This is a genomic window from Chitinophaga sp. 01L420, assembly GCF_056399985.1.
Map to the genome: position 1 here is coordinate 180,631 of NZ_JBFTSK010000001.1, position 26,981 is coordinate 207,611.

Annotated in this window: 33 protein-coding genes and 1 tRNA gene; 21 read left to right on the top strand and 13 right to left on the bottom strand. The window is 42.2% G+C overall.

The window, feature by feature from the left end:
• Positions 1-38: 38 nt before the first annotated feature.
• From AC1DP6_RS00780 to AC1DP6_RS00790, 3 genes are all read right to left on the bottom strand, one after another.
• Positions 39-815, bottom strand: coding sequence for an enoyl-CoA hydratase/isomerase family protein (locus AC1DP6_RS00780; RefSeq protein WP_477053167.1), 777 nt, complete (start codon positions 813-815; stop codon positions 39-41).
• 279 nt (positions 816-1,094) lie between these two features.
• A complete protein-coding gene (locus tag AC1DP6_RS00785; protein ID WP_477053168.1) occupies positions 1,095-1,937 on the bottom strand; it encodes a hypothetical protein in 843 nt (280 codons plus the stop codon).
• 88 nt (positions 1,938-2,025) lie between these two features.
• The gene (locus AC1DP6_RS00790; RefSeq protein WP_441573203.1) at positions 2,026-2,445 is read right to left on the bottom strand and encodes a cobalamin B12-binding domain-containing protein; all 420 of its coding nucleotides are present in this window, start codon (positions 2,443-2,445) and stop codon (positions 2,026-2,028) included.
• Between the two features lie 95 nt (positions 2,446-2,540).
• Here AC1DP6_RS00790 and AC1DP6_RS00795 point away from each other — a divergent pair, with 95 nt between their 5' ends.
• The 3 genes from AC1DP6_RS00795 to vapC all read left to right on the top strand — a co-directional run bounded on the left by AC1DP6_RS00795 (position 2,541) and on the right by vapC (position 4,949).
• Positions 2,541-4,211 carry a glutamine--tRNA ligase/YqeY domain fusion protein gene (locus AC1DP6_RS00795; RefSeq protein ID WP_477053169.1) on the top strand — a complete coding sequence of 557 codons (1,671 nt, stop codon included), beginning with the start codon at positions 2,541-2,543 and terminating at the stop codon, positions 4,209-4,211.
• A gap of 106 nt (positions 4,212-4,317) precedes the next feature.
• On the top strand, positions 4,318-4,536 hold the full coding sequence (locus AC1DP6_RS00800) for a type II toxin-antitoxin system VapB family antitoxin (protein ID WP_477053170.1): 219 nt from the start codon (positions 4,318-4,320) through the stop codon (positions 4,534-4,536).
• The gene (vapC, locus tag AC1DP6_RS00805) at positions 4,533-4,949 is read left to right on the top strand and encodes a type II toxin-antitoxin system VapC family toxin (protein ID WP_477053171.1); all 417 of its coding nucleotides are present in this window, start codon (positions 4,533-4,535) and stop codon (positions 4,947-4,949) included. The genes AC1DP6_RS00800 and vapC overlap by 4 nt, the downstream gene beginning before the upstream one ends.
• A gap of 45 nt (positions 4,950-4,994) precedes the next feature.
• Here the strand turns inward: vapC and gltX are convergent, their stop codons facing one another.
• Positions 4,995-6,524: a glutamate--tRNA ligase gene (gltX, locus tag AC1DP6_RS00810; RefSeq protein ID WP_477053172.1), complete on the bottom strand. Its 1,530-nt coding sequence runs from the start codon at positions 6,522-6,524 to the stop codon at positions 4,995-4,997.
• A gap of 135 nt (positions 6,525-6,659) precedes the next feature.
• Here gltX and AC1DP6_RS00815 point away from each other — a divergent pair, with 135 nt between their 5' ends.
• Complete coding sequence (locus tag AC1DP6_RS00815; RefSeq protein WP_441573198.1) at positions 6,660-7,283, top strand: polysaccharide deacetylase family protein; 624 nt, start codon at positions 6,660-6,662, stop codon at positions 7,281-7,283.
• Between the two features lie 42 nt (positions 7,284-7,325).
• Here the strand turns inward: AC1DP6_RS00815 and AC1DP6_RS00820 are convergent, their stop codons facing one another.
• A complete protein-coding gene (locus tag AC1DP6_RS00820; protein WP_477053173.1) occupies positions 7,326-8,243 on the bottom strand; it encodes a hypothetical protein in 918 nt (305 codons plus the stop codon).
• Between the two features lie 104 nt (positions 8,244-8,347).
• Here AC1DP6_RS00820 and AC1DP6_RS00825 point away from each other — a divergent pair, with 104 nt between their 5' ends.
• The 10 genes from AC1DP6_RS00825 (at position 8,348) to AC1DP6_RS00870 (ending at position 17,368) form a co-directional block, all read left to right on the top strand.
• Entirely contained in the window at positions 8,348-9,118 is a 771-nt protein-coding gene (locus AC1DP6_RS00825) for a TatD family hydrolase (protein ID WP_477053174.1), read from the top strand.
• Between the two features lie 26 nt (positions 9,119-9,144).
• Positions 9,145-10,197, top strand: coding sequence for an asparaginase (locus tag AC1DP6_RS00830; protein WP_477053175.1), 1,053 nt, complete (start codon positions 9,145-9,147; stop codon positions 10,195-10,197).
• A gap of 138 nt (positions 10,198-10,335) precedes the next feature.
• Positions 10,336-11,028 carry an aquaporin Z gene (aqpZ, locus tag AC1DP6_RS00835; protein WP_477053176.1) on the top strand — a complete coding sequence of 231 codons (693 nt, stop codon included), beginning with the start codon at positions 10,336-10,338 and terminating at the stop codon, positions 11,026-11,028.
• Between the two features lie 91 nt (positions 11,029-11,119).
• Positions 11,120-11,206 (top strand) — tRNA-Ser (locus AC1DP6_RS00840).
• Positions 11,207-11,630: 424 nt separating this feature from the next.
• Positions 11,631-11,906: a PqqD family protein gene (locus AC1DP6_RS00845; RefSeq protein WP_477053177.1), complete on the top strand. Its 276-nt coding sequence runs from the start codon at positions 11,631-11,633 to the stop codon at positions 11,904-11,906.
• Positions 11,907-11,944: 38 nt separating this feature from the next.
• Positions 11,945-12,373, top strand: coding sequence for a lasso peptide biosynthesis B2 protein (locus AC1DP6_RS00850; RefSeq protein ID WP_477053178.1), 429 nt, complete (start codon positions 11,945-11,947; stop codon positions 12,371-12,373).
• Between the two features lie 116 nt (positions 12,374-12,489).
• A complete protein-coding gene (locus tag AC1DP6_RS00855; protein ID WP_477053179.1) occupies positions 12,490-14,181 on the top strand; it encodes an asparagine synthetase B family protein in 1,692 nt (563 codons plus the stop codon).
• A 28-nt stretch (positions 14,182-14,209) separates the two neighbouring features.
• Entirely contained in the window at positions 14,210-14,356 is a 147-nt protein-coding gene (locus AC1DP6_RS00860; RefSeq protein WP_477053180.1) for a hypothetical protein, read from the top strand.
• A gap of 14 nt (positions 14,357-14,370) precedes the next feature.
• Entirely contained in the window at positions 14,371-15,306 is a 936-nt protein-coding gene (locus AC1DP6_RS00865; protein WP_477053181.1) for a P-loop NTPase family protein, read from the top strand.
• Between the two features lies 1 nt (position 15,307).
• A complete protein-coding gene (locus tag AC1DP6_RS00870) occupies positions 15,308-17,368 on the top strand; it encodes a prenyltransferase/squalene oxidase repeat-containing protein (protein WP_477053182.1) in 2,061 nt (686 codons plus the stop codon).
• Here AC1DP6_RS00870 and AC1DP6_RS00875 read toward each other — a convergent pair.
• Positions 17,355-18,536, bottom strand: coding sequence for a nucleotidyltransferase family protein (locus tag AC1DP6_RS00875; RefSeq protein WP_477053183.1), 1,182 nt, complete (start codon positions 18,534-18,536; stop codon positions 17,355-17,357). The two genes, AC1DP6_RS00870 and AC1DP6_RS00875, sit on opposite strands and share 14 nt — an antisense overlap.
• 516 nt (positions 18,537-19,052) lie before the next feature.
• Here AC1DP6_RS00875 and AC1DP6_RS00880 point away from each other — a divergent pair.
• The 3 genes from AC1DP6_RS00880 to AC1DP6_RS00890 all read left to right on the top strand — a co-directional run bounded on the left by AC1DP6_RS00880 (position 19,053) and on the right by AC1DP6_RS00890 (position 20,152).
• The gene (locus tag AC1DP6_RS00880) at positions 19,053-19,436 is read left to right on the top strand and encodes a hypothetical protein (RefSeq protein ID WP_477053184.1); all 384 of its coding nucleotides are present in this window, start codon (positions 19,053-19,055) and stop codon (positions 19,434-19,436) included.
• A 271-nt stretch (positions 19,437-19,707) separates the two neighbouring features.
• Positions 19,708-19,845, top strand: coding sequence for a hypothetical protein (locus AC1DP6_RS00885; protein WP_477023407.1), 138 nt, complete (start codon positions 19,708-19,710; stop codon positions 19,843-19,845).
• Between the two features lie 169 nt (positions 19,846-20,014).
• Entirely contained in the window at positions 20,015-20,152 is a 138-nt protein-coding gene (locus AC1DP6_RS00890; protein WP_477053185.1) for a hypothetical protein, read from the top strand.
• A 54-nt stretch (positions 20,153-20,206) separates the two neighbouring features.
• On the opposite strand, the gene AC1DP6_RS00895 is transcribed toward AC1DP6_RS00890, so the two are convergent.
• Entirely contained in the window at positions 20,207-20,815 is a 609-nt protein-coding gene (locus AC1DP6_RS00895) for a TetR/AcrR family transcriptional regulator (RefSeq protein ID WP_477053186.1), read from the bottom strand.
• A gap of 65 nt (positions 20,816-20,880) precedes the next feature.
• Between AC1DP6_RS00895 and AC1DP6_RS00900 the strand changes: the two genes are divergently transcribed.
• The 3 genes from AC1DP6_RS00900 to AC1DP6_RS00910 all read left to right on the top strand — a co-directional run bounded on the left by AC1DP6_RS00900 (position 20,881) and on the right by AC1DP6_RS00910 (position 22,252).
• Positions 20,881-21,075, top strand: a complete 195-nt coding sequence (locus tag AC1DP6_RS00900; RefSeq protein WP_441573189.1) for a hypothetical protein — start codon at positions 20,881-20,883, stop codon at positions 21,073-21,075.
• A gap of 1 nt (position 21,076) precedes the next feature.
• Complete coding sequence (locus tag AC1DP6_RS00905; RefSeq protein ID WP_477053187.1) at positions 21,077-21,451, top strand: hypothetical protein; 375 nt, start codon at positions 21,077-21,079, stop codon at positions 21,449-21,451.
• Positions 21,452-21,559: 108 nt separating this feature from the next.
• Positions 21,560-22,252 (top strand): hypothetical protein, encoded by a 693-nt coding sequence (locus AC1DP6_RS00910; protein ID WP_477053188.1) that lies wholly within the window; start codon positions 21,560-21,562, stop codon positions 22,250-22,252.
• 11 nt (positions 22,253-22,263) lie between these two features.
• On the opposite strand, the gene AC1DP6_RS00915 is transcribed toward AC1DP6_RS00910, so the two are convergent.
• The 6 genes from AC1DP6_RS00915 to AC1DP6_RS00940 all read right to left on the bottom strand — a co-directional run bounded on the left by AC1DP6_RS00915 (position 22,264) and on the right by AC1DP6_RS00940 (position 26,166).
• Complete coding sequence (locus tag AC1DP6_RS00915; RefSeq protein ID WP_477053189.1) at positions 22,264-22,692, bottom strand: 5-fold beta-flower protein; 429 nt, start codon at positions 22,690-22,692, stop codon at positions 22,264-22,266.
• A gap of 55 nt (positions 22,693-22,747) precedes the next feature.
• Entirely contained in the window at positions 22,748-23,182 is a 435-nt protein-coding gene (locus AC1DP6_RS00920; protein WP_477053190.1) for a DUF3817 domain-containing protein, read from the bottom strand.
• 374 nt (positions 23,183-23,556) lie between these two features.
• Positions 23,557-23,997 carry a DUF6010 family protein gene (locus AC1DP6_RS00925; protein WP_477053191.1) on the bottom strand — a complete coding sequence of 147 codons (441 nt, stop codon included), beginning with the start codon at positions 23,995-23,997 and terminating at the stop codon, positions 23,557-23,559.
• 69 nt (positions 23,998-24,066) lie between these two features.
• Positions 24,067-24,984 (bottom strand): helix-turn-helix domain-containing protein, encoded by a 918-nt coding sequence (locus tag AC1DP6_RS00930; protein ID WP_477053192.1) that lies wholly within the window; start codon positions 24,982-24,984, stop codon positions 24,067-24,069.
• Complete coding sequence (locus tag AC1DP6_RS00935; RefSeq protein ID WP_477053193.1) at positions 24,981-25,436, bottom strand: GNAT family N-acetyltransferase; 456 nt, start codon at positions 25,434-25,436, stop codon at positions 24,981-24,983. The genes AC1DP6_RS00930 and AC1DP6_RS00935 overlap by 4 nt, the downstream gene beginning before the upstream one ends.
• Before the next feature lie 175 nt (positions 25,437-25,611).
• Positions 25,612-26,166 (bottom strand): GNAT family N-acetyltransferase, encoded by a 555-nt coding sequence (locus tag AC1DP6_RS00940; protein WP_477053194.1) that lies wholly within the window; start codon positions 26,164-26,166, stop codon positions 25,612-25,614.
• An 81-nt stretch (positions 26,167-26,247) separates the two neighbouring features.
• Here AC1DP6_RS00940 and AC1DP6_RS00945 point away from each other — a divergent pair, with 81 nt between their 5' ends.
• Positions 26,248-26,958: a hypothetical protein gene (locus AC1DP6_RS00945; RefSeq protein WP_477053195.1), complete on the top strand. Its 711-nt coding sequence runs from the start codon at positions 26,248-26,250 to the stop codon at positions 26,956-26,958.
• The last annotated feature ends 23 nt before the right edge of the window (positions 26,959-26,981 follow it).

Consider the following 26,981-nt stretch of genomic DNA (forward strand, 5'->3'; position numbering starts at 1 on the left):
AGGGTACAAAAGTACGGCTTTACGGATAGGGCAGCAAGCTATTCTCCTTTAAAATTCGCTTGTCTTTTCTGGATAAAGGCTGCGGCGCCCTCCTGTAAATCCTTCGTGGCAAAGCAGGCCCCGAATTCCTTCAGTTCAAGTTCAAATCCGTCCTGATTTTTGTCCAGTGCAGCATTGGCGCATTTAATCACGCGGGCAATGGCCAGTGGTGCTTTTGTTTGTATTTTTTGTAAGATGGAAATGGCTTTGGGCAGCAATTCTTCGAGCTTCACCACGTGATTAACGAGGCCCCAGGCCTGCGCTTCTGCTGCAGTAATCATATCACCTGTCATCATCAGTTCCAGCGCTTTGCCTTTGCCAATGAGCTGTGTAAGGCGCTGAGTACCACCGTAGCCAGGAATCAGGCCCAGGTTTACTTCCGGCTGCCCGAATTTTGCATTTTCGCTGGCTATACGGAAATGACAGGCCATTGCCAGTTCACAACCGCCACCCAGGGCGAAACCGTTTATGGCAGCTATGATGGGCTTAGGGCAGCTTTCTATCCGTTGAAAAATCACATGGCCCTTCTTGGCCAGTTCTTCGCCTTGTTTATCTGATAAAGTAAGAAACTCACTGATATCTGCACCCGCTACAAAAGCTTTTTCTCCTGAACCAGTAATAACAGCTCCTTTGATGTCCCTGTTACCATAAATTTCGTCTACCACCAGTGCCAACTCGGCCAGCACCTGCTGGTTGAGCGCATTCATTTTTTCCGGGCGGTTGATCGTAATCGTCAGGATATTATTCTCCAGTTGTGTGCTTAAGGTTTGATACATGGCCGAATTTTTAGTTGCTCAATATTAAGCAATATTCAATAACCTAACGAATCAGCCCGATAGCCGCCTCCAGCTGCTTATCCTGCCCGCCGTCCAGGGCTCCTTATCATATTTCACTGCTATATCCGAAGAGAATCCAATGCTTATCATCGCGGCATTTTAGCATCAGGGAAGATGTATATGCCAGCTGCTCCTCATTTTGGTATTATTGACTGTCGACAAAAAAACCGGAACTAATTAAAAATTAGTTCCGGTTACGAAAAATAACGTTTATCTATCTTAATAGTTTACTTCAAACTCTGCTTTGCCGCTTTTCATTTTCATATAGTGTCTTTTCTTCTTTACTTTAAAATAATTGATACCGCTGAAATTATATCCCAGTGTTACAAAAATCAGGTTTGCTTCCAGGTTTTTATAGGGATAAACGGTGTTGCCCCCTTTATCTTTTGTTTTGAAGTCCTGGTTAAAAAAGTTCTGGGGGTAGTACTGTACTTTCAGTCCGAAACCCGGGTTCACCCTGATTCCGGCGAAAAGAGAAGACATCAGCAGTGGTGTACGATCGCTGAACCATTCGTTGAATTTATGGACCTTGTCTCCGTCTACAAATTGTTTTTCTTTATAATTAATGGCCAGATCAATTTCACCGCCGGCAAAAAAGAAAAAGCTGCCTCCGGTTACATCGCCGATCTTAATACCCAGCGGAACGCCAACAGTATATACCCGTTGTTTCAGCTTCAGGGAATCGGTGGGTTTGGAGATGAACCCTATATTTTTAAGATTGAGGCCTGTGAAAATGCCGAAGTTTTTAGAGAAATCTTTATTGAAATTGCTGCCTACATTAAAAAAGATCGTAAAACGCGGAATATTACGGACATGCTCTCCATTATCCTTCATGGAACCAAAAGACAGCAATGGGCCTTCTCCGCCATGGGTAACGTATACCCCTTCCCGGTGCTTAGGATATTTTCCAAAAATAAGGGTAAAGGCAGTTGTTTTCTCTACGGTTTTCTCTATCGTGGTATCAGTGGCAGCTGTGCTGACTGAATCTTTCTTATCCTGTGCAAACACGCTACAACCAATCAGCAACAGTACCAGGGAAAGCGGGAGTAACTTATAATTCATAATACGGGTTGTGGTTTTTTAGATTTGGTGGATTACTAATCTGAAGACGACCCGGTTAAAGAAATGTTACGGCGATCCCGAAATATTTTTAAAAATTTCTGTGAGCGGCCACCCAGCTGGTGATATACTCGGAAATATCTTTGGTATTGGTACCCGGAGGGAAGAGTTTACCCACCCCCATTTCCTGGAGGGTTGCCATATCTTCATCCGGGATAATGCCCCCACCGGTCAACAGCACGTCATTCAGCCCTTTTTCCTTCATCTGGGCAATAATCTTGGGGAATACGGTCATATGGGCGCCCGAGAGGATACTGATGCCAATGGCATCCACATCTTCCTGCAGGGCGGCATTTACCACCATTTCGGGGGTTTGACGCAGGCCGGTATATATTACTTCCATGCCGGCATCCCGCAGTGCTGCCGCAATTACTTTTGCTCCACGATCATGGCCATCAAGGCCCACTTTGGCTACCAATACACGAACAGGACGATTTAACGGGTTGACCATACCAATTATCATATTAAGGAAGTAAATGTACGAAAAAGCAGAAAGCATAAGCTTTCCGCTTTTTCGTACATTTGCCCTCCAAGATAAAAAGCACTATGAGCGAAGAAAGATCCCTCAACTTTATAGAACAAATTGTTGAAGAAGACATAGCGAACGGCGTAAATGATGGTCGTGTACTGACGCGTTTCCCGCCGGAACCGAATGGCTACCTGCATATCGGGCATGCCAAATCCATTGCACTGAACTTTGGACTGGCCCAGAAATATAACGGTAAAACCAATCTCCGCTTCGATGATACCAACCCTGTAACAGAAGACACCGAATACGTGGATTCTATCAAGGAAGATATCCACTGGCTGGGATTTGAGTGGGAAAAAGAACTGTATGCCTCCGATTATTTCGAGCAATTGTACGCTTTTGCCGTAAAGTTGATAGAAAAAGGACTGGCCTACGTAGAAGACGCCACTGCGGAACAAATAGCCGCTGCCAAAGGTAGCCCTACGGTTCCAGGCACGCCTACTCCAGCCAGAAGCCGCTCTGTAGCGGAAAACCTGGACCTGTTCACCCGTATGCGTAACGGAGAATTCAAAGACGGAGAAAAAACCCTCCGCGCCAAAGTAGACCTGGCCTCCCCTAATATGCATATGCGCGACCCGCTGATGTATCGTATTAAACATGCCCATCACCACCGTACCGGCGACAAATGGTGCATCTACCCGATGTACGACTTCGCCCACGGCCAGAGTGACAGCATTGAAAATATTACCCATTCCATCTGTACACTGGAGTTTATTCCACATCGCCCGCTGTACGATTGGTTTATCAACGAGCTTGAAATATTTCCCAGCCATCAGTACGAGTTTTCCCGTTTAAACCTCACCTATACGGTGATGAGTAAACGAAAACTCAAACAACTGGTGGAGGAGAATTATGTAAGCGGCTGGGACGATCCTCGTATGCCTACTATCAGCGGCTTACGCCGCCGGGGCTATACACCTGCCAGCATCCGCATGTTCAACGAACGTGTAGGCGTACAGAAACGCGACCAGATGATTGAATTGAGTCTGCTGGAATTCTGTATCCGCGAAGAGCTGAATAAAACCGCCAACCGCGTAATGGCAGTGCTGGACCCGGTTAAACTGGTGATCACCAACTATCCGGAAGGACAGGTGGAAGAAATGACTGCAGACAATAACCCGGAAGATGAAAGCGCAGGATCCCGTACCCTGCATTTCAGCAACACCCTGTATATTGAACGCGAAGATTTCATGGAAAATCCTCCAAAGAAATTCTTCCGTCTCGGTCCTGGTAACATGGTGCGCTTAAAGAATGCTTATATCATTAAAGGAGAAAGCTTCGATAAAGATGCCGATGGTAATATCACCACCATCTACGCTACCTATTTACCTGAAAGCAAAAGTGGTGGTGACCAAAGCGGCTTAACAGTTAAGGGAACCATTCACTGGGTAAGTGCAGCACATGCTGCTACTGCTGAAGTACGTATCTACGATCGCTTATTCACTTCTGAAAATCCAGCTGCAGAAGAAGCCGATTTCAAAACGCTGATTAATACGGATTCCTTACAAGTTATCAAAGAAGCGCTTGTAGAACCAGGTCTGCTGCAAGCTAAACCAGGTGAACGTTTCCAGTTCCTGCGTAAAGGATATTTCTCCGTGGATCCAGATAGTACACCAGAAAAAGTGGTATTCAACAGAACAGTGACGCTGAAGGATGCGTGGGCGAAAGAGAGTGCGAAAGGGAAGTAATATTTTTATTCTTTTTTGAAATAAATAACTGGCCGGACTATTACTGTCCGGCCTTTTTATGTGTATATTATTATGTATTTTTGTTGATAATAATAAACCATTCTTTATGGCAAAAGCAAGAGCCAGTATAAACCAGGCAAACTTAGTAAACTTAGATCCTGAGTTGATCAAAGAAGCGATGAAGCTTAATAAAGGAAAGACACAAGAAGAGGTGTTGAATAAGGCATTGAGAGATTATATTCTCGGTGTTAAAAACAGAGAATTGCTGGCGATGAAAGGCAAGATCTATTGGGACGGCGATCTGAATGAAATGCGAGGCGCATGAAAAATCCACTCATCTTTGACACCTCCGTTTGGATTGACTACGCAGGAAAAAAAGAAACGTCACAACCCCTTCTGCTAGCTTATTATTTAAAAAACAGATTTGAGACGCCACTTGTGCCTATCGTTGCACAAGAGTTTTTGCAAGGGATAAAAGAAGATGCCCAGCATAAAAAACTGAAAGAAATTCTCCGCTGGCATACCAAACTGGAACTACCTCACATGATGGCTGCTATGGGAGCCGGAACACTATACAGGGCGCTCCGGAAAAAAGGCGTAACCATTCGTAGTGGTAATGATTGTGTCATTGCTTTCTACGCCATGAGTTTTGACCTGGAAGTAGTGCATAATGACAGCGACTTTAACTTAATCAGCTCTCACACCGGCCTAAAAATCTGGCAAAATAATAAAGGCTAAACGATCCACATCGTTTAGCCTTTATCTATATAATTGCTAACAATTCTACTTAAAAGCTTCCAATCCTTTTGCTATCCTGTTGCGTGTTTCCGCTATACCCAGTGTAGCTACAATATCAAAAACAGGAGGTCCGAATTTACCACCTGTCAGCATGATGCGGAAAGGCAGTTGCACGTCGCCCATTTTCAGGTTCTTTTCAGCAGCCAGGGCTTTGAAAGCAGCTTCCAGATCTGCCGCAGGAGCAGCGGTTAAGCTATCCAGCTGTGAAGACCAGGCAGTGAAGAATGCTTCTTTATCAGCATTCCACTTTGGTTTTACAGCGGCTTCATCATAGCTCGTTGGGCTTTGGAAGAAGAAGAAACCATGGTCCCAGATTTCATTCACGAAGTAACAACGTTCTTTCACCAGGCCAGCCACGGTGGCTACATAGGCCGGATCTGCGCTAACACCTTTTTCTGCCAGCACTGGTTGGAAAAGGGCTGCCAGGCTTTCGTTGTCTTTATGGTGGATATACTGATGGTTAAACCATTTGGCTTTTTCGTAATCGAATTTGGCGCCGGCTTTATGCACCCGCTCCAGGGAGAACTTCTGAATCAGTTCCTCTATAGAGAATATTTCCTGTTCAGTACCGTCATTCCAACCCAGCATCACCAGCATATTGATGAATGCTTCCGGCAGGAAGCCCAGTTCACGGAACCCTTTCGTCACTTCCTGGGTGGCGGGATCTGTCCAGTTCATAGCGTATACGGGGAAGCCTAAACGATCTCCGTCACGTTTGCTGAGTTTACCGTTACCATCAGGTTTCAGGATCAGCGGAAGATGCGCCCATTGCGGCATATCAGCTTCCCAGCCCAGGTATTTCCAGAGCAGGAGATGTACTGGTGCAGATGGCAACCATTCTTCTCCACGGAAAGCATGGGTAATTTTCATCAGGTAATCATCTACTACCACTGCGAGGTGATAGGTAGGCATACCGTCTGCTTTCAGCAATACTTTATCATCTACCTGCGAAGTATGAAAAGTAACTTCACCACGTACCAGATCGGTAAAGGTGAGTTCTTCATCAGCAGGCATATTAATACGGATAACATGCGGTGTATTCTTCACCAGTAATTCCTGTACTTCTGCATCAGACAGGGTGAGGGAATTACGCATTTTTTCTCTTACGAGGTGGTTGTACTGGGGAGAATGATTGTCGGGCCCTTTCAACCTTTCGCGCATACTTTCCAGTTCTTCCGGTGTATCGAAAGCATAATAGGCGTGACCGGATTTTACCAGTTGCTCCGCATACTGGCGATACATTGGCTTACGCTCACTCTGGCGATAAGGACCATACGGACCACCTACCGCGGGACTTTCATCCGGCGTGAGGCCACACCAGCTCAAACATTCGCTGATGTACTCTTCCGCACCAGCAACATAGCGGGTTTGGTCAGTATCTTCAATACGCAGCACAAAATCGCCTTTGTGCTGTTTTGCAAACAAATAGTTGAACAATACAGTGCGTACACCTCCAAGATGTAGGCCACCAGTAGGACTGGGCGCAAAACGCACTCTTACTTTTTTGTGATCCATAGGCGACAAAGATAAGGATTTAGCGTTTAGCTCCCAGTGATTCATGAGGGGAGAAATGCGGAAGATTAAAATTTTTTAATACGATATCCCGCTTTCACACATTAAGTATATTGCAGTATCAAGCACCATTGCGCTATGTTCTATCTTACTAAAACACCCGGCATCCTGAAAGCCCTGTATAAAAGCTGTGTCTGGAATATGTCTCCGGCCGGCAACAAAGTATACCTCACTTTTGACGATGGCCCGCATCCACAGGCAACACCCTTTGTGCTGGAACAGCTGGCCAAATATGATGCGAAAGGAACTTTTTTCTGTATCGGTAAAAATGTGGTGGAGCACCCGACCATTTACCAGCAGATACTGGAAGCGGGCCATGCTACCGGCAACCATACACACAATCATCTGAACGGCTGGAAAACAAATACAGAAAAATACCTGGAAAATGTGCTGGAAGCTGCTAAGTATATTCCCTCCCCGCTATTCCGGCCTCCTTATGGCAGGATCACTCCTTTCCAGATCCGTCAGATAAAGAATAAGATTCCGGGTGCTAAAATTATTATGTGGGATCTGCTGAGTGGTGATTTTGACACGGAACTCAACGGGGAAGCCTGTGTGCAGAATGTGGTGTTTAAATTACAACCCGGCTCTATTGTGGTATTTCATGACAGCACCAAGGCCTGGGATCGGTTGGAATATGCACTGCCACGGGTGCTGGAGTATTGCAAAAAGCAAAAATATGAACTGGCTGCGATCGTATAATGATCTGGTGCTGATACAAGGTGTATCAGCACCAGGTAAAATTTATGGTTTCAGTTTAATTTCTTTCGCTTTATCACCTACCGTTATAGTCGCTACGTCATCGCACGTTCCATCTCCATAATCAATTACACCGGAAGCATTGTTGAAGTCTACTTTCAGCTTACCCTTAGAAATATACTGACAGCTCCATGCTTTAATAAGTGACGACTGTGTGGTGAAAGTTGCCGTAAGGCCTGCAGCGGGCCCTTTCTCATAGCTAAGACTGGCAGTACCATCTACACTGTATACATCATCAGACAGGTTCCTGAATGGCCTGTCCAGCTCAAAGCCGGCTATTTGTTTCACCGTTTTTTTGCAGGCATAGTTGATAATCAGTGTATCCGCAAGTGTTATTTTACCACCGGTTAATTCAGTTGTATACTGCATACCAGCTGTAAGGCTGAAGGTGGCGTTACTGATCACAAATCGTCCGGCTACGGCTTTTCCGTTGAGTTTATAATTGGATGGTTCCACGGTGATGGTGGAGGCGGGGTTGAAAAGCGGGCCGCTGAACGTTACATTTAGGATGCCACTGCGATAAACACCAAATCTGTCAAGGCAGGATTCTCCAAAATCTATTGCTACGCGTTTAGGCCAGGTACCACCTGTACCATCCAGCAGCTCAGAAGATGGGCAGGAGGGCTTGGGAACATCCGCCATTTCAGTCCCATTGGGATTTGCCTGGCGACCGGTAAACATACCCTGGTCGATACCTACGCTGGCTACTGTTTCGAACCAATCATTGTACATAGCGCTTACCACGGCTTCATGTTGCACCACGCCAATCGTCTTATTATCTGTTTCGTTGTTGGGAGCGGTGTCTGTGGTTACTTCCTTCTTACACGCAAAGAAAATAGTGGCTACTGCCACGCCGGTGATGGTCCACGCCAGCACACGATTTGTACTGAAATAGCTTTTCATAGTTTAGGTTTTATTAGCAATTAGGTTTTTCGGTCTTTACCTTTGTAGGTATAAAGATATCCTTTAAATATTAAAGAAATTACAAATTTAATAAATAAATTATTATGCGCTGGATAGATACCCACACCCACCTGTATTCCGAAGAATTTGAGGCAGACCGGGAAGAGATGGTAACGCGGGCCATAGCAGCGGGAGTAGATCAACTGTTTTTGCCTAATATAGACGAGAGTTCTATAGAAGGGATGCTGGAGCTGGAAGCCAGGCACCCGGAGCACATATATGCCATGATGGGGATACACCCCTGCTATGTAAAGGAGAACGTAGCCGCTCAGCTGGACCTGGTAAAAGCCTGGCTGCAACAACGACCTTTTAAAGCCATCGGGGAAATAGGGCTGGATTTTTACTGGGATAAGTCGCTGTTAACCCAGCAATACCAGGCCTTCCAGGAACAATTACTGCTGGCAAGGGAATACCAGCTACCCGTATCTATTCATAGCCGGGAAGCCACACGGGAATGTATCAACGAAGTAAAGGGCTTGCAGGATGGCCGCTTAAGCGGTGTATTCCACTGTTTTTCCGGCACGTTGGACGAGGCAAAGGAAATCATTGACCTGGGCTTCTATCTGGGCATAGGCGGCGTTGTGACGTTTAAGAAGTCAGGGTTGGATAAACTACTGGAAGAAATAGACCTGGCGCACATTATAATGGAAACAGATGCGCCCTATTTAGCACCGGTACCTTACCGGGGTAAACGCAATGAAAGCGCCTACCTCCCGCTGGCAGGAGAAAAGGTGGCAGATATAAAAAATCTAAAAATAGCAGACGTAGCAGCTATAACAAGCAGCAATGCCCGGAAATTATTCAAAATGCTCTAACTGTTTAGGTAATACCTTTGCAGGCAATGGCTACTAGCACAATGAGTAAAATACTGATTATTTACACGGGCGGTACAGTGGGTATGATCTATGATGATAAGACCAAAGCACTGCGCCCTATCGGATTCAACGAAATACGGAATAATTTACCGGAACTCTACCGGATGGGTATCGATTTTTATGTGTACGCATTTAATCCGCCTATAGATTCATCAGACATGCAGCCAGAGATCTGGGTAGAACTGGCCAGTATTATTGAGGACCGATACGACCGATACGATGGGTTTGTTATTCTGCATGGTTCTGACACCATGGCTTTTACTGCCTCTGCACTGAGCTTTATGCTGGAAAACCTGTCGAAACCTGTTATTTTAACCGGCTCACAGCTGCCTATAGGTAAAATACGTACTGATGCCAAGGAGAATATCATTACTGCCATGGAAATAGCCTGCAGCAGGCATAACGGCACTAATATATCCCTGGTTCCGGAAGTATGTATTTATTTTGACTTCTCCCTTTTCAGAGGTAACCGTTCCAAAAAATATAATGCGGAAAAGTTCGAGGCATTCTATACCATGAATTATCCTCCGCTGGCCGAAGCCGGCATTGATATTAAATTCAAGCACCAGTTCATTTTACCACCACCTACACAACCACTGAAGGTGCATAAAGAACTGGAAACAAATATTACGGTACTGAAGTTATTTCCTGGCATCAGCAGAAGGGCGGTGGAAGCCACTCTGAGCGTGTCTGGCCTAAAGGGCGTTATCATGGAAACATTTGGTAGCGGCAATACCAATACGCAACCCTGGTTTATTGAAAGCATTAAAAAAGTAATAGATAACGGTGCACTGGTAGTAGATATTACGCAATGTGATGGTGGGTCTGTAGAGTTGGGAAAATATGAAACCAGTCAGCATCTTGTGGAAATCGGCGTGGTAAGCGGCCATGATATGACCTTTGAGGCAGCTGTCACCAAACTGATGTTTGTATTGGGACAGGGCTTATCACCTGCAGAAACCCGGAAGCTGATAGAAGCACCGCTGCGTGGTGAGTTAACACCTATCGAAGTATATTAAGCTCCTTACAGAGCTATACAAGCGGGAAGCACTTTAGTTGTGCTTCCCGCTTTTTTTTATCTTGAATATTTGCGGTAAATTTAATTATCACCAATTTCATATTCCCCGATTTCCAATCACCACAAAATCTTCCTCTCTATGGCAGTTTCATTATCTCAGAAATGTATTGCAGAATTTTTTGGCACTTTTGTTTTAGTATTTATGGGTTGTGGCAGTGCGGTGTTAGCCGGCACACATGTAGGATTCCTGGGTATTGCTTTTGCGTTTGGGTTATCGGTAGTTACTATGGCCTATGCTGTTGGTCATATCTCCGGTTGCCATCTTAATCCCGCTATTACGATTTCCCTGTTGTCTACCGGCAAAATATCCGGTAAAGATGCAGGCGCGTACATTGTTTCTCAAATCATAGGAGCTATTGTGGCTTCTGCGGTGCTGTATTTTATTGCCCAAGGCAAGGCCGACTACTCCCTTGCCGCCAACGGATTAGGCGCAAATGGGGTAGAACAGGGATCACCAGATCACTATTCGCTGGTGACTGGTCTCGTAGCCGAAATAGTATTAACTACTATCTTCCTCGTAGTAGTACATGGCAGTACCAGTAAAAACAATGGGAATGGAGCCTTCGCAGGCCTCGCCATTGGCTTGTGCCTTACCATGATTCACATTGTAGGCATCCCGGTAACAGGGGTATCTGTTAACCCGGCCCGCAGTATCGGACCAGCTATTTTTGTAGGCGGACAAGCACTATCCAATCTCTGGGTATTTATTGTAGGACCTATTGTGGGTGGGCTTTTAGGAGCAGGCATATGGAAGCTTTACGACAAGAATTAAACTTTTTTTTGAAATATAAACTAAAGGATTATCTTTGCAACCCTGAATTGGAAAAAACAACCTTTCCATTTTTACTCAGGGAAAGATAATCGGAGAAGTGCGGGAGTGGTTGAACCGGCACGCCTGGAAAGTGTGTAAGCTTGAAAGGGCTTCAAGGGTTCGAATCCCTTCTTCTCCGCAGCTTTAAAGCCTTGGTGTCTTAATTGATATCAGGGCTTTTTTTAAACCTTTTACCGAAAAATCGGATACGGTTGAAACGTTGGGAAATATCAGAAAGTTTAGCTAATTTGTGTAGAGAATATTCCATGCCCCAAAATACGTGCAGCCTATTTGTGAAGGATTTTATTTTTTGTTGAAGATGTTAAGAATGCATGGATCATAATTTCACCTCAATATAAGACGTAAGTATATATAATAGTAGAGAGCTAAACAATTTAAAGACTATCATAATACTATCTTGAGAGATAACGAGATGCTTTAAGCGCATTACGATTTAAAATTATTACCACCTATCTTTATTGTCAGACTAAACCATTAAGGACTATCAATCATTGTCATCGTCATTTTAGTGTGCACTTAAGCCCCTTAAAACATTAATATTAATGACCGGTTTAGAAAAAAAAATAAAAATATCCGAAAACACTGTTGTTCGGGAAATGGGTGCTGGTATTGTCATTCTGAATTTAAACACAGAGCGTTTTTATGAACTCGATCAAGTAGGAAAACGCTTCTGGGAATTATTATCTGAAGAGCAGGAATACACATTTGCCCTCAATATCCTGCAAGAGGAATATGAAGTAAGTACAGAAAGGCTTCAGGAGGATATCAGCCGATTAATAGACGAGCTTGAAAAAGCTGAACTAATTATTATTTACTGATGTATTCAGAGCGTGATTTAACTGACTTAAACAGATCCTTGAGAGCATACGATCGGATGTACTTCCGGGCTCGTATACTTACTATCTTAACAGAAGTAAGCCTTCGTTTTACAAGCTTGAAAACGACCGAAAGACTGCTTTCTTTTTTCGCGAAAAAAGTTCCCCCGCCGGATTACAACGAAAGAGTGGCCATTCTGGACAAATATGCAACCATCTTTAATCAGATGAACCAGTTGCCTCTTTTAAAGGGACGATGCTTATCTCAGTCACTGGTCATGCGTTTCTTACTACGCAGAAGAGGCATTTCTTCGGAGCTCAAAATTGGGATAACTCAAAATAAGGGAAAGTTTGATGCTCATGCATGGTTAGAAAAAGAAGGGGCTCTTTTAAATGACCACCCTTCCATCATTGCTAATTATTTCGTTTTACCAGCGGGTAAACTAAACGCTATTCTGAAATTTAAATGAGCGGATTCATTGGAATAATATCTTCTCAGCTCCAAAAAGACGATGCGGCATTGCTGGACATTTCTACAGCGGCCATTGTATCCTGTTGCAATGACTTCCTGGGGGCATGGCGGAGTGTGCAAGTTGATTTGCGGTTTGGCTGGCTTAAAACCTCCGATGATACGGAAGAAGAACAACTCCCTTTTACCGTTGATGAAAATCTCCGGATTGTAGGAGACGTCCGCTTGGATAAACGTATAGAACTGGTGAGAGAACTTATCCCATACTTTGACGCCATCACCAATACCACCCCCGATTCCTACCTTATCCTTTATGCATATAAACATTGGGGCGAGGACTGTCTGCAGCATATTTCCGGAGATTACGCTTTTGCTATCTGGAATGAACAGACAAGCTATCTTTTTTGTGCCCGGGATCATTTTGGTCTGATCCCTTTTTATTATACGCAACTTGATGAACGCTTTCTTTTCACAAATTTTTACAGCGCTCTTAAAGACATCCCAAATCTGATGTCTGAATTGGAGGATGATGTATTGCGGGATTATTTGACGAATGGGGCAAACAGAAGCTTCGATCAAACAATCTACAAAAAGATCAAAAAACTTCCGCCGGCGCACAAATTGATTTATAAAAACGGAGAAATTCATATCAGTTGCTATTGGGAAATTCCTTCCAGTATCAAACCCATCCGCTATAAAACGACCAAGGAATATGTGAGCCACTTCTATCGTTTATTTGAGCATTCTATTAAAGACCGTACCCGTTCCGATAAAATAGCCTGTTCACTAAGCGGTGGTATGGACAGCTCATCAATAACGGCTACCGTGAAAAAAGTGTTGGACGACAACTACGGAAGCAATCATACCATCGTATCATTTAATATTGGCTACCGACATCTCGTAAGCGAAAAGGAAGGATATTTTGGACAGCTCACGGCCAGCCATCTTAAAATACCGATCCAACAATACATTGCAGAGGACTATGTTAAAAATGTTGTGCAGCCTATAACTTCCTGGATTCCCGAACCAGTTGCCATACCAAATGCAACAGCAGAATCTCAAATACTTACTGATGCAGCGGCTTTTTCAAGAATATATTTAACAGGCTTTGGAGGAGACCCATTGTTTGAGCATGAGCCACATTCACGTCACAGGCTCACAGCTCAAGGATACTTCATTCAACCCTATCTGGATGATCTGATGTTCTATAAAACATTTGGCAGCTTTTTCAGGACAGTCGGAAAAAAAATAAAAAAATGGACGAAGAAAGATCCCATTACAAACATGGCTATGCCCTCCTGGTGCGATTCCTCTTTCTTTCCCGGAGACTATACGCCATTAAAACCAAATAAAGATGGCACTTCCATGCGTTCTAATTTCGCTATGTCAGGAAGCTCTTACTGGTCCTGGTTATTTGAGACCTCCCACCCAGGTTTTACCGGCAGTAGAATAAAGGTAAGACAGCCATTTTTTTCATTAGAGTTGCTACTTTTTATACTTGCACTCCCCCCACATTTATTATATAAAAAGTCATTGCTACGCATGGCCATGATACCCTACCTGCCGGAGGAAATAGTAAGGAGGCCCAAAACAATTCTTTTTGGAAATCCTCTTTCTCAAAACCTAAAAACACGGGAAATACAAAATATACTGGAAAAAAAAATATCGGAATCAGGTGATTTTTTAACTGGAAAAATAGATGTCCAGCGCCTGTTGGCAGCAATCAGAGCTCCCGGGCAGTCATCTACATCCCTCCACAATATTTTACCTGTTTTATATGTTTTGTCATGGAAAAATTACCATTCTTAATAATTTTATTAACTCTAAAAAAAAATTTATGCAAAAAGAAGTAACGACACACGGAGAAAAAAAAGTTTATCAGTCGCCAGAATTAAAAGATCTTGGAAAAATTGGAGAGGTAACAAATACGAATGTCGCTCAGTCGCCAACAGCTGATGGCGGTACAAATACTTATGCCTCATAATCAATTGAACAATTTTGCATTCTGCTATAACATTTACTAATTTAAATGATGCCGATTTTGCTGAACTGAAGGAGAGCATCGTATTTAATACGCTTAAACGCTCTTCTTCTTTAGCAACTTTTGGCGAAAATATTTATTCAGGAAACACCTCTGATAACAAGAAGTGTTTCCTGTTTGAATATCACGATGACCAAAAACCCGGGGTGAGTTTCCTTATTTTATCAGCAGGTAAAAACGTTCTCTATCACTTTACAAGTGGAACCTCTCAGCAATCAGTCCAATCATTAATTCGGGGAAATATAACGAAGTTCTGCCTGCAGGAGCAGGGCTTTTTTTGCTTACATGCATCGGCCATGTGCATCAATGATAAAGTAGTTCTATTCATAGGCAAAAAGGGAGCTGGTAAATCTACGCTGGCTACCTATTTCCACCTTAATGGACACGCGATATGGTGTGATGACTATGCTATGTTGCATCATGAACATAGCTCTTTTTGGGTATCTCAGGGAGAAACATCTTTGAAGATTAATCCAGACATCGCAACTGCCTGGTCTATTCCCTGGATAAACCTTAAACGTGTATTCGAATTACCCACTGACTGGAAACAGGCTGCAGAATCGGATAATATCCCGGAAAAATTTTATTTCAACCAGCAAGTATCTACCGTTGATGCTCCTCCCCGACAGACCGCCGCCGTGTTCTTTATAGATTCAAGAATACCTGAACCCGAACAAATAATCACCACCATAAAAAGAACAGATGCTTTTGCTGTGTTGATGGAGGAGATATTACTTCCGGGTCTTAATTCTAAGCAGTACCTAAGGACCTACTTTCAATCAGCAATGAGCTTCCTGGAAATTGTACCATCTTATAGTATACATTCTCCTGATAATATCATGCGTATCCGTGAAGTGTATGATTCTATACTTGAAACTATAAGTATATCCTAAAATGAAACAAGTATCTGAGGAATACTCGCTTTTGAAAGCGATAGGTAATTTTTGCGACTCGCTCCCCCAAAGCCTGGTGTCACCAGCACAGCTGGTATTGCTGAAAAAGGCAGCAGACTTTTTTCCGCCTCTTATCAGATTTGGGTTGGAATGCCGCTTTAACAACCAGGAGCAGGTAGACCTACAACTCTGCATACGTAGAGACGAAGATGACCTTCCGGCTCTTTCAGACTGGTTTGAAAACAAGTTTACGGGGGCTCAGGAACGCGAAAAGATTACCCATTTTTTAAAAAGCTGGGCAGATAAATCATCATCCTATCATAAAAATATTACTGAAGTTTTTCTGGAGCTGGATGTTCTTCCATCTGGTATAAAAGCACCATTGCTGTTTTTTGAATTGCAATCAGGTTTAAATGATATCAACCAGAAGGATTTTTGTTTTTCTATTCTAAAGGAAACACTGGGAGAAAGGCAATCTTTTCTTAGTCTCTTCGAAACGATCATCGATGCCTGTCCTACCCCAGCGTTCATTGCGTATCTGGGAATTCTATTTTCCAGAGATATTGAAGTGCTACGTATAAACATCAAAAAATTACCTGTTACTGCCGTAGCTCCCTTTTTAAAAAAAATAGGTTATGCCTGGACGGGGCCAACACTTGATCGTTGGATATCGTTTGTATATAGTTATGCAGACAGGGTAACTTTATGCATTGACATTGGAAAAAATGTTTTCCCAAAAATAGGCTTTGAATGTTTTTGGGACAGACAGCCACCCACAGAAAAATATTGGCGCTATTTTATAGAAAAGATCAGTAGGCACAATCATTACAAAGAAGATAAAATAGAAGCAATATTAACCTGGGATGAAGAGATATTTCCAGGACAAATTAATGATTGGCCCGAACATTTATGGGTGGCATCCTTAAGCAAACCCGAAAACGAATTTACCTTTCTAAAGAAGAAAATCTCTCATTTGAAATTATCTTATTGTCCTGATAAAGATATAGAGCTAAAGGCCTATTTGGGTTATGGAAACTTATGGAAAGTAAAAAAGCCATTGGAGTTTATTACTGTAAAGGAAGAACAACAAGCGCTTAAAACAATTCCTGATATCAAACAGGCCATTAGTAAGGGGGTTGACTATCTACTTTCAAGCCAGCAACAATCGGGATGGTGGAAAGATTTCCATGTGGAACCTGGAAGCAGCGATGAGTGGGTAACCGCCTACGTAGCCTGTCATCTGGCCCGCTTAAAATGGCCCAAAACCAATGAAGCACTGGACAGAGCCTGGAAAATGTTGAAAACCAGGTATAGAAAAAATGAAGGATGGGGTTATAATGCTTTGACTCAAGCAGATGCAGACAGCACCATCTGGACATGGCTTTTTGCAAATAAAGCAGCATTCGCCGATGATTTTCCGGAACCTGGTTTTGATATGATGAATAGATATGTCGCTGAAGATGGCGGCATCATCACTTATGCGCTCAATGAACCGATCGGAAAAATTCATGATCCACATTTTAATGGTTGGAAAATACCGCATTACTGCGTTACCGCCGCGTATGCCTTAGCTGGCATACAACATGCCATTGATTACTTATTGGATCATCAAAATACTAGGGGATACTGGTATAGTTACTGGTGGGATGGCCCCGAATATGCTACAGCACTTAGCGTTGAAGCCTTATTTAATAAAGATGCCGATAAATATAAAGACACGATTGATATCTCCGTAAACTGGGCTTGTGATGCAGCTCAAAAAGAACTGGATCGTCTCGTTCCAAACGATTTTAAAATAGCACTTTTATTGAAAATAATACTATGCTCCCATCATAAAGAAAAGCATCATCAACTAATAAAAAGCATATTAAATTTCCTCCTAAATTCCCAACAAGCCGCTGGGCACTGGAATCCTTCTGCTGAACTGAGAATTCCGAGTTCTGATAATACTGATCACGAAACAGGAGCAAATATATTTGTGGCTAAAGATGAAAAAAAGAACTTTGCCACTATAACAATATTGGATGCACTAAATAAGTATGACCAGTTTAACGCTTCTTAGTTATATACAAATACAGGAATCTGAGAGATTTCACGGGTATAATGAATGGAATAGTCCATGCGGGTGCATTCGTCATAGACAAATCATTTAAATTAGGTATCAATAAAGACGAACGTGCTTTCAGACCAAATTTTAGCCTTTCCGGGAATGACCGCTTTAAATTTGACAACCTGATTTTTCTTAAAAGAATTTTACGACCGCTACGGAGCTCTGTAGCCGTAAACAAATGATAGGCCACAACAGGGATGTTTGATAGCGGAAGGCGCAGTCCGATTATATCTTCCAATGCCTTCATTCCTGACCAAAGAAACTCAGAGAACTTGTACCGCTTAAAATGTAGACTTATTTCTTCCCAATCCAGCTGGCCCGACGAAGTTTGAACGATACAACCTAAATCAATTAAATACTTAAATCTCATCAATGGTTCCCGTATGAGATGATGAGATGCTACACATAAAAAATCATAGGTCGGAGCCAAACCTACACGCGTAGCACCATCGAAGGCTGTATATGATTGTAAATGTTGTGAAAGAAAATCATACTGATGAAATGGTCCCAAATAACCTTCAAGAAGCTTCCACTGCAGGTCTACTGAACAAGTAATACCCATTTTATTTTTGGGGGATCTAAAGGCGAATTCTCTATGAAAGCGCAAAGCGAATCCCAGCTGATGTGTTGATACATTGTGTCTTGACTCATAACCGTTTTCAAGGAGATACTTCCTCACTTGAAGTGCCTGATCTTTATTCACCAAAAAATCTATATCCGAACTTTCTCTTAAAAGAGGTGCTTTGTAATATCGTGCAGCTAACGTATTTCCTTTATATGAAATGGCCATTATTCCCAATTTTCCAAACTCATTCTCTAAATGCTCTATTAAATCCGCTTGGTAAGATCCAAACAAAGTAATCGCCATTGCGTCTTTTTTTAGGGCATTATGGATCTGCTGATCGATTGGTAATTGATACACTGTAACGACATCGTAAATAAACCCCCTGATGTCATTATCCGAAATAATTTTATAAAACAAATGCCAATCAACAACCTCTTTATCCAGGAAATCACGCACATCTTCAACTGCTTGCGTACCAAAATGCAAACGGGTTAATAAGATAACCAATACTTGCTCCTCAGTATAGGTCCGTTTTAATGTCTCGATATTCAGCATACACAATTGCTAATAAAATAAATTTCTCCCAATCAGGAATATTTAAGCCAACGCATATCCCAATCAATTTGAAAAGCCTTTTTTAGTTCCGCTATAGAAAAAGGAAGATTTTCCTGTACAGACAGGTTTACGAGATCTTCAAACGTTACGAGAACGGTGGAGGTTTCGTTTTCCTTCTCTCTGATTTGCTGTATTATTCTTAATGCGTTTTGAACTGACACTTATTTCCCTGTAATTAATAGTTACTTCATCAACATGGGGTTCATGTTACTTGCAATACATTCTCTACGTCAAAAGGTGACGTTATATTTATTAGACTTGATCTTACTGTTGTTTGGATTCAACAATATGTGCTAACATACGAATTAATTAGCTAATTTATGAATACTTCCCACTAGTCCCTGAGAAATGGCGCCCCTCCATAAAAATGGTTTCCCGGAAAATGGCCCTCCTGCTAAATCGGATTTTCATCCGGTTACGTACATACCAATGAGTAACCTAAAACCATATCATCTCATGAGAAAAGTTTTCCTCGCCTTGATATTTAGTACCAGTATTACCGCCTGTATGAAGAACGACCAGGAAAATCTCCCCGACAAAATCATCGTCATTTATGAGCTGGAATCCGATACAGCCATTCCTTTCACTGAAATCAAATATGGCAGCGGCCCTGCAGGCCCCACTAAAAGCTGGAACATTTCCGGCATTGGTATCTTTCAAAGAACAGATACGATAAAAAAGGGAATAAGCGTTTCTTTTGAGGCACGGCACCCCAGTAGTAATAAGTGGAAAATCCGGATAAAAACGCCTGATGAATCTTTACTCGTTGAAGGCCCGGTAAAGTTTGCCTCCGGCACACCCAGCTACTATTATAGCTCCATAAATGCCGCTGTTAACTAAATCAGTCCCCTGCAAAAATATAGCAGCAGCCGCTGATTCCCAGCTGTTTTAAATGTCATAACACACAACAATATTAGCGCTACATCAACAAAAATCTGTAAATTAGAAAACAGATCATCTAAACCTTTGTATATCTAAACCCGATCCTTTCTATTACTAATTGCTGTATTACCCGCCATGTACATACAGCACACTCACCGCTATCATAAGGGGCCGCTGAAAACCTTCAGAAAAGAGTAAGCAACTACATTTCTTGAGAAAAAACCGTTTTATGAAAAAGAAGATCAAAAAAAAATTAGACATCAGCAAAATGAAAATCTCCAAACTATCTGAACCCGGCGGAAAAAAAGCAGAGAAAGCCACTATTCCACCGCATACTTTCTGGTGTACTACTACAGGGCTCGTTTAACATTTGTGTCTCACGCAATTTTTTAAAAGGATGGCCATCAGGCTATCCTTTTTTACTATTTCCCAATCTCTTGTTACAGTTTCCCTGTGGCGACACCGCTATCATAAGGGTCCGCTGAAAACCTTCAGAAAAGAGTAAGCAACTACATTTCTTCAGAAAAACCTGTTTTATGAAAAAGAAGCTCAAAAAAAAATTAGACATCAGCAAAATGAAAATCTCCAGACTATCTGAACCTGGTGATAAAAAAATGGAGAAAGCCACTTTTCCACCGCGTACTTTCTGGTGTGAGACCACAGTGATCATTTAATGTTTGTATCTCACGTAATTTTTTTAAGAGAGGGGCCAGCGTGCTGCCCCTTTTCTATTTATGTAATCCGCTCAGCGCCGACATCGTTAAGTAAGGATAAAACATACTGGAAAAAATATGGCTGTAATGTGTTATTGCCTTGCGCCCTCTCAGTTTTAATGTTAATTCATTATTTGACAACCAGAAATCTCCCACAATAAAAATCTGCGTAATGAGCGCCTGAAAAACTTCCGCTGGTATATCTTTCCTGAAAATTCCATCTGCTTTAAATTTTTCAAATATCGCCAAAAACTCCTTTTCCCTTCGCTGCGTGAGCTGATAATAATCTTTCTTAATAGCAGGAATACGCATACTAATCTCTACAAAATGTAAAAATATAAAGCGATACTTATACATCAGCTCAAACGACCGCTCTACGAAGCTCATTACAGTTTCCAGATCAATACCCGGCAACGACGCAATGGCTAATACGATGGCGTCGAAATCAAACGACAACCGGTCATACAGGGTTTTGATGATTTCATCGGTATGCTTAAAATGATAATGCAAATTCCCCCCGCTGATACCCATTTCTGCTGCGATATGCCTGCTGGTAATTGTATGTACCCCCTGGTCGTTATACAGTTCCATGGCGGCTTTAAGGATGCGTTCTTTCGTGTCCATATACAAATTTAGAACAAATGATCTAATTTTTAAAATAATTAGTACATTTGTTCTAAATACAGGAAATGGAAAACGAAACAACTGATCAGACATCAGAGGATATTTCTCTATTTCAGCGGCTAAGAAATAGCATACTGCCCATAAAACCGACTGATGGGGTACCCGTAAAAATACTCAAGGAAGGCGGGTTTTATTTGTTTGCGGTAATGATCCTGCTTATTTCATTAACACTTGGCGGAGCCATCATGTTTGTATTATAGCATGAAAAAATTATTCGATCCTTTATTTATTACTTACTGCCTGGTGTGGATAGTGATTCATATGTTCCGATACCTGCAACAGCCTGTCCCACTGCTGAATGGCTATCTGACTGATTTCATTGCAGTACCTGCCATGGCGCATATCACCCTCACTTTTACGCGCAGGTTTATTGTCCGAAACAACGGGTATGCCTACCCGTTATACTACCTGCTTTTCATTGCAGCGTATACATCCGTTATATTTGAATGGATAATGCCTCAATTTTCTTCCCGTTATACCAGCGATTGGTGGGACGTGGTCGCTTATTTTGCCGGAAGCTTATTCTATTATCGTTTCCATGGAAAGCGCCTGACTAAAAGCGTTCAAGGCGTCTGAAAGCGCAGGTTCCATCAAACATATAGATCTGTTATTTTGATTTCCGGATAGTGAATACCCGAAATTTGTATCTTCACCATCCTTTATATCACCTATCCCTATAGCACTATGAGTCAAATGCTCACCTTCCGAAGATTTTCCACTGCAGCAGAAGCTGCAGATGTACTGGCACTGCTGCAGCAACATCATATCCCTGCTGAGTATGACGAAGAAGTTATTTTATTGGATAAGAGTCTCGTAGGTCAGAATTTTGATCCACTCTTTCTCATAAAAATTCCAGCCGAATATTTTACCTCGGCGGATAGAGTGATCAGGGATAATATTAAAGTAGTAACAGGAGAAGTGGACCCGGACTATTACCTGTTGTCATTTTCCAAAGAAGAGTTGATGGAGGTAGTTATAAAAAAAGACGACTGGGGAGAATATGATTATGTACTCGCCTTACAACTACTGGAAGAAAAGGGCGTTACCTTTACCACTGCGCAACTGGATAACTTCAACAACGCGCGCAAGCATGAATTGGCAAAACCCGAAGACGGCGCCGCCATCTGGATTGTAATTGGCTACCTATCGGCATTATTAGCCGGGCTACTGGGCATATTTATTGGCGCATTCTTTTTTGCGACAAAGAAAACATTGCCGGATGGTAACCGCGTTTTTGCCTATACAGAGCAAACACGCAAACATGGCAGAAACATCCTCATTACAGGTATTTCCTTTTTCATTATCTGGGTCGCACTGGCATTCATGGGAGTTGAGCCACCACAAATTATTCCATCACTCCTGCGTCGGGGATTCTGACGGTAAAGCAATTACTTCTTTACCTCCATGTTTTCAAAATGGAAAAAGAAAAATACCACCGCGGCCCATTCTTTCTTTATACCGGAAGCATAACCAATGGTGCTATAACTCTTATTTTGAACAGTACCATCTTTTTTAATATAACCAATAGTGGAATAGCTGGCATTTTGCACAGTACCATCTGCTTTAATATATCCTACAGTAGAATAGCTGCTATTTTGAATAGCTCCACTGCTGGTTATATAGCCAATGGTGGAGTAACTTCCATTCTGAATGGTGCCATCACTTTTAATGTAACCAACTGAACTATAGCTATGGTTTTCTATTTTACCGCTGCTACTGATACTCCCAATGGTGCCATAATTATCCGATTGGATTTTCTGCGCCTGCAAAAAGCCAACAACAAATAATGAAATCGTTAGTAGTAGTATTTTCCTCATTTAATAATGATACCTGAAAATAACGATATTTCATCATACATTTTATCCCGGCGGGTTACAGCTGCCCAGGCGCGGCATTTTCTTCCTCCCCGGTCTTTATTTTTGATAAAATCTTCTTATCAACATAGAAGGTCCCAAAAGGAATAATGCAGGCTAACAGTACCTTCCAGGTAGTGGTGCTGAACTTCCATTTATATGCAATTCCCACACTCATGGTATTTAGCACAAAAAACAAAAAAAGCAACCCGTGTATGGGGCCCATGGCTTTTACAAAGGACGGATCATGATAAGCATATTTCAGTGGCATGCCTACGCCCACCAGCAACAGTAAAGAAACGCCTTCCAGGAAAGCGATCACCCGCAGTCTTCCGGGCTTCGTTTTAAATAATTTCAGCATCGTTAAAATGATCTTAGGTATGGCCGGTTTGCCAACGGCGAAAACGGCCACGGTATAGCAATAAAAATGATAACTACAGCCAGCGAAAACCATAGTGTCATGGTTTTGAATTTTTTATGATCTGTATCCATCCGTTTCGAAACAGAGGAACCAATAGTGATCAACACTACTGATAACGTCATCAGTATAACGTGTACTAACCCAAAAAATAAAAAATCGAACTGCCTGACCGCTTCATGAAAATGACTCCTGAAATAACTGACCAAGGGACTATTAAAATACAGAACATACCCTATGGTCAGCTGTATATGGGCAATTGTAGCCGTAATATGCCTGATGGTATCATCCCGCCTGGTAAAAGCAACATTGCCAGCCCACCCCCTTATACCGCTGTAAATCGCGTATAAGAGGCTCAATAATACACCCCATCGAAAAATGGAATGAAAGAGCAACAAGTAAATATACATTCAACTAAAATTTGACACTAAAGGCTGCTTCCCGCGAAATAGCTGAAACACATTAGGAGCACCGCAGAAAAACCAGATCGCCAGTATACTGTCACATACAGCGCATCCGGCCGAAGAAGATGGACTGAAAGGAATAATCGGGTTGGCATATAAGTGATGTACCATATCCCAACAGGTATGCAACAACCAGCCTATCCCGATAAAATAATACCTGGTTAATCCCTGGTAGGCAACAATAGCCATCAATGTACAAAAAGGAAATTCCCATAAACCAAGGCCTCCACTCAGGTAGGCGGCTCCTGCACCGGCAATCATAATAGCATTGAATTTTTGTCGCACAGGTTCTTTGAGAAGAGAAAATAGCATGATGTATATAACGGCTACACCAACCGCTCCTGCAGCGTTTATGATCGTAAACGGCGGCACTGCATGTGGTTCCATTCTTTGTGATTTTTATACCGCAAAGTTCAGGGCTGGCACTACCAACTGTTAGGACGAAGGAAGGGAGTTTCAGGACTTTTCAATCATTTTACGAAAATCAGAAGGTGTGATGTCTTCATACTTTCTGAACAACCGTGTAAAGTACGAGGGATTATCAAACCCTACTTCTCCTGCCACCTCACTAACAGACAAGTCACTCTGGCTAAGCAGCACCTTGGCTTCCAGAACAATCGCCTCATCTATCCAACGGGTAGGAGATTTCTGTGTAACCGTTTTCACCATCTTGTTTAAGTGATTAGGCGTAATATTCAACAGTGCGGCATAATCCGTCACCTGGTGCAACGTTTTGATATTGGAGAAGATCAATTCTTTAAACCGGTTGGTAATATTCACGGCAGAGGTTTGATGGCCGCCGGATAAGGAGGTATATTGTTGTCTCACTTCACACAACAATGTTATCAGGTAAGGTTGTATGATTTCCAGGTTACTGATGCCATTCCGGGTATAATCAAACAGTATGCGCTTAAAAAGATGCAATACAAATTTCGCTGTTTGTTTGTCCAGGCCGATCATGGGGTTTCCCCACACCCTCAAAAATTCAAAATCTTTCAGCGGATCATTTTTTGTAAATTTTCCGATGAGCATATCATGATGAAAATGACATAAATATCCTTTGTTCACATCATTTTCCTTAAACGAAAAAACCTGTCCGGCAGGTACAAACAGCAACTGATCTTTATGAACTGTATAGGTTTCACTCCCTATTTTCATCACAGCTTCTCCCGCCGTAACATAGAGGCAGCTGTGATTCACCGATCTAGATGCCGGCACGGCACGCGTAACCAGCCGATACATCTCTTCCAGCTTCACAATAAAAAATTTCGAAAAATCAGCCTTCAGTATGGTATCCAGCTCCTGCCGGGGCTGCATGAACTTACTGGTGAAGGCATCAGCATTGTATACTTCGATCGGCTTTCTGATCGTCATGAGTAAGATGTTTTGTCCAGTGCCATAAACAGTATCGGGAATGGTTTTCCCATGCCATCTACTGAAGAGCGTCCGGTAATCTTAAATCCAACATGCTGATAAAATCCAACGGCCTGCGCGTTTTGTTCATTTACATCTACGGCATTTACGGCTTTCTGCTGAATAACATATGCCAGCAACTCCTTTCCAATGCCCATCCCGCGTGCAACAGGATCTATAAATAACATTTCCACTTTCCGGTCGGCGATCCCAATAAAACCAAGCATCTTTTTCACTTCATCTTTTACACAAAATAATTCCACCGCCTTCAGGTATTCATTCAAAATAAGTGGCTTATAAAATTGAATATCCGCCTCCGTTAAAAAATCATGTGTGGCTCTTACAGATGCTTCCCATACGGTCACTACTTCCGGATAATCCATTGCAACTACGCCTTCTATCTCGTATTTCATCAAAAAAATTCTGATCTCAAATGTACTGCTTTATGTCTTTTCCTGGCTTTTAAAGCGTATCAAAAAAATACGGAAATTTCAGTGGCAGACCAGGAGTGGAAAGCCTTTAAATGAGGATGATATGATGTTGTGGAAGGAACGATAGCGGCGGCAGTCTGCGGCATAACCACTGCCGTTACACTTTATCATTTGTCAGCGAATAACATAAAATCCTCGTCATATCTTCTTCTTTTTCGAGACGTTGTCTGAGTGCCTCATCTATCGTAAAATGAAATCGTTCCAGGAGCTTAACAGACCGTTCATTTGCATCGAAAGGTAATGCGGTAATTTTTCTGAGTTGCATTACTTCAAATCCAAAACGGATCACTTCAGGAAGTACTTCCTGCATAACACCTTTTCGGAAAAATGCGGACTGCAGTTCGTAGCCTATTTCTGCCTCGTCAAGTTCCGGAACTATATTCCAGAAGCAGATGGTACCTATGGGCCTGTTATGATCTTTTTCCGTGATAACCCAGTACATGCTTTTATGGGTGCTGATGTTGGCCATTATCATTCCCAGGAACTTTTCTGCGGCTTCTATTGTAACGGTAGGCTGCCGGTCAAGGAATTGATTTACCAGTGGATCTGAGCGCATAATAACAAATTCAGGAGCATCAGATAATACAGGTGCTCTTAGTAGAAAACGGGAAGTCGTCAGCTCGGAATATGGATTAAATTGAAATGTTAACATGCACTAAATTTAGCGATTATCCGGATATAAAAAAAGCTGCAGATAAGTATATTTGTACGCACAAAATCAAAATCTATACGAATGGAAAAGTTATTAAAAGAAGTCAGGATATTGAAGATCTATGCGCTTACGCTTACTGTCATTTTCACTTTATTTTTATTCATGTCTTTCAGGGCGGATATTACCCGTCAGAAGTTCCAGGAAATTGATGTGGAACGCATTAATGTAGTAGAGAAAGACGGCACGCTGAAAATGGTGATCTCCAATAAAGCCCGGCAGCATCCCGGCATGATGGATGGCAAAGACATTCCTAAACGTGACCGCCCTGCAGGTATAATATTCTTCAACGGTGTGGGCGATGAATGTGGTGGTCTCATATATGAGGCAGACAAACAATCTGCAGGCATGGTTTATTCCGTGGATCAATATAAAAATGACCAGGTCATGCAGCTACAATACGCTGAGAATGTGACCGGCGATAAAAAGGATCGCTCCTATGGTTTAAAAATATGGGATCAGTCAGATAATTTTCCGTTGTCGGCAAAAGCAAAAGTGTTTGATTCGCTCGCCGCACTTAAAAATGACACTGTTTATGAAAAGGAAGTACAACGGATGGCGGATGCCGGCTTACTAACCAAAGAGCGTCTGTTTATAGGCAAAACCAAAAGGGGAGAAGTAGGTTTATTTATTCGTGATGAAAAAGGGAAAACAAGAATAAAGCTGTATGTAGATAAAGATAATAAAACAGTGATAGAGATGCTCGATGAAAAAGGGCAGGCCATATCCAGGTAACTCATCTCTTTTAAAAATAATAG

Bases quoted from the DNA above. Each gene is read 5' to 3' on its own strand.
- AC1DP6_RS00780 (WP_477053167.1), bottom strand. From the start codon at position 815: ATGTATCAAACCTTAAGCACACAACTGGAGAATAATATCCTGACGATT.
- AC1DP6_RS00785 (WP_477053168.1), bottom strand. From the start codon at position 1,937: ATGAATTATAAGTTACTCCCGCTTTCCCTGGTACTGTTGCTGATTGGT.
- AC1DP6_RS00790 (WP_441573203.1), bottom strand. From the start codon at position 2,445: ATGGTCAACCCGTTAAATCGTCCTGTTCGTGTATTGGTAGCCAAAGTG.
- AC1DP6_RS00795 (WP_477053169.1), top strand. From the start codon at position 2,541: ATGAGCGAAGAAAGATCCCTCAACTTTATAGAACAAATTGTTGAAGAA.
- AC1DP6_RS00800 (WP_477053170.1), top strand. From the start codon at position 4,318: ATGGCAAAAGCAAGAGCCAGTATAAACCAGGCAAACTTAGTAAACTTA.
- vapC (WP_477053171.1), top strand. From the start codon at position 4,533: ATGAAAAATCCACTCATCTTTGACACCTCCGTTTGGATTGACTACGCA.
- gltX (WP_477053172.1), bottom strand. From the start codon at position 6,524: ATGGATCACAAAAAAGTAAGAGTGCGTTTTGCGCCCAGTCCTACTGGT.
- AC1DP6_RS00815 (WP_441573198.1), top strand. From the start codon at position 6,660: ATGTTCTATCTTACTAAAACACCCGGCATCCTGAAAGCCCTGTATAAA.
- AC1DP6_RS00820 (WP_477053173.1), bottom strand. From the start codon at position 8,243: ATGAAAAGCTATTTCAGTACAAATCGTGTGCTGGCGTGGACCATCACC.
- AC1DP6_RS00825 (WP_477053174.1), top strand. From the start codon at position 8,348: ATGCGCTGGATAGATACCCACACCCACCTGTATTCCGAAGAATTTGAG.
- AC1DP6_RS00830 (WP_477053175.1), top strand. From the start codon at position 9,145: ATGGCTACTAGCACAATGAGTAAAATACTGATTATTTACACGGGCGGT.
- aqpZ (WP_477053176.1), top strand. From the start codon at position 10,336: ATGGCAGTTTCATTATCTCAGAAATGTATTGCAGAATTTTTTGGCACT.
- AC1DP6_RS00845 (WP_477053177.1), top strand. From the start codon at position 11,631: ATGACCGGTTTAGAAAAAAAAATAAAAATATCCGAAAACACTGTTGTT.
- AC1DP6_RS00860 (WP_477053180.1), top strand. From the start codon at position 14,210: ATGCAAAAAGAAGTAACGACACACGGAGAAAAAAAAGTTTATCAGTCG.
- AC1DP6_RS00870 (WP_477053182.1), top strand. From the start codon at position 15,308: ATGAAACAAGTATCTGAGGAATACTCGCTTTTGAAAGCGATAGGTAAT.
- AC1DP6_RS00875 (WP_477053183.1), bottom strand. From the start codon at position 18,536: ATGCTGAATATCGAGACATTAAAACGGACCTATACTGAGGAGCAAGTA.
- AC1DP6_RS00880 (WP_477053184.1), top strand. From the start codon at position 19,053: ATGAGAAAAGTTTTCCTCGCCTTGATATTTAGTACCAGTATTACCGCC.
- AC1DP6_RS00885 (WP_477023407.1), top strand. From the start codon at position 19,708: ATGAAAAAGAAGATCAAAAAAAAATTAGACATCAGCAAAATGAAAATC.
- AC1DP6_RS00890 (WP_477053185.1), top strand. From the start codon at position 20,015: ATGAAAAAGAAGCTCAAAAAAAAATTAGACATCAGCAAAATGAAAATC.
- AC1DP6_RS00895 (WP_477053186.1), bottom strand. From the start codon at position 20,815: ATGGACACGAAAGAACGCATCCTTAAAGCCGCCATGGAACTGTATAAC.
- AC1DP6_RS00900 (WP_441573189.1), top strand. From the start codon at position 20,881: ATGGAAAACGAAACAACTGATCAGACATCAGAGGATATTTCTCTATTT.
- AC1DP6_RS00905 (WP_477053187.1), top strand. From the start codon at position 21,077: ATGAAAAAATTATTCGATCCTTTATTTATTACTTACTGCCTGGTGTGG.
- AC1DP6_RS00910 (WP_477053188.1), top strand. From the start codon at position 21,560: ATGAGTCAAATGCTCACCTTCCGAAGATTTTCCACTGCAGCAGAAGCT.
- AC1DP6_RS00915 (WP_477053189.1), bottom strand. From the start codon at position 22,692: ATGAGGAAAATACTACTACTAACGATTTCATTATTTGTTGTTGGCTTT.
- AC1DP6_RS00920 (WP_477053190.1), bottom strand. From the start codon at position 23,182: ATGGTTTTCGCTGGCTGTAGTTATCATTTTTATTGCTATACCGTGGCC.
- AC1DP6_RS00925 (WP_477053191.1), bottom strand. From the start codon at position 23,997: ATGGAACCACATGCAGTGCCGCCGTTTACGATCATAAACGCTGCAGGA.
- AC1DP6_RS00930 (WP_477053192.1), bottom strand. From the start codon at position 24,984: ATGACGATCAGAAAGCCGATCGAAGTATACAATGCTGATGCCTTCACC.
- AC1DP6_RS00935 (WP_477053193.1), bottom strand. From the start codon at position 25,436: ATGAAATACGAGATAGAAGGCGTAGTTGCAATGGATTATCCGGAAGTA.
- AC1DP6_RS00940 (WP_477053194.1), bottom strand. From the start codon at position 26,166: ATGTTAACATTTCAATTTAATCCATATTCCGAGCTGACGACTTCCCGT.
- AC1DP6_RS00945 (WP_477053195.1), top strand. From the start codon at position 26,248: ATGGAAAAGTTATTAAAAGAAGTCAGGATATTGAAGATCTATGCGCTT.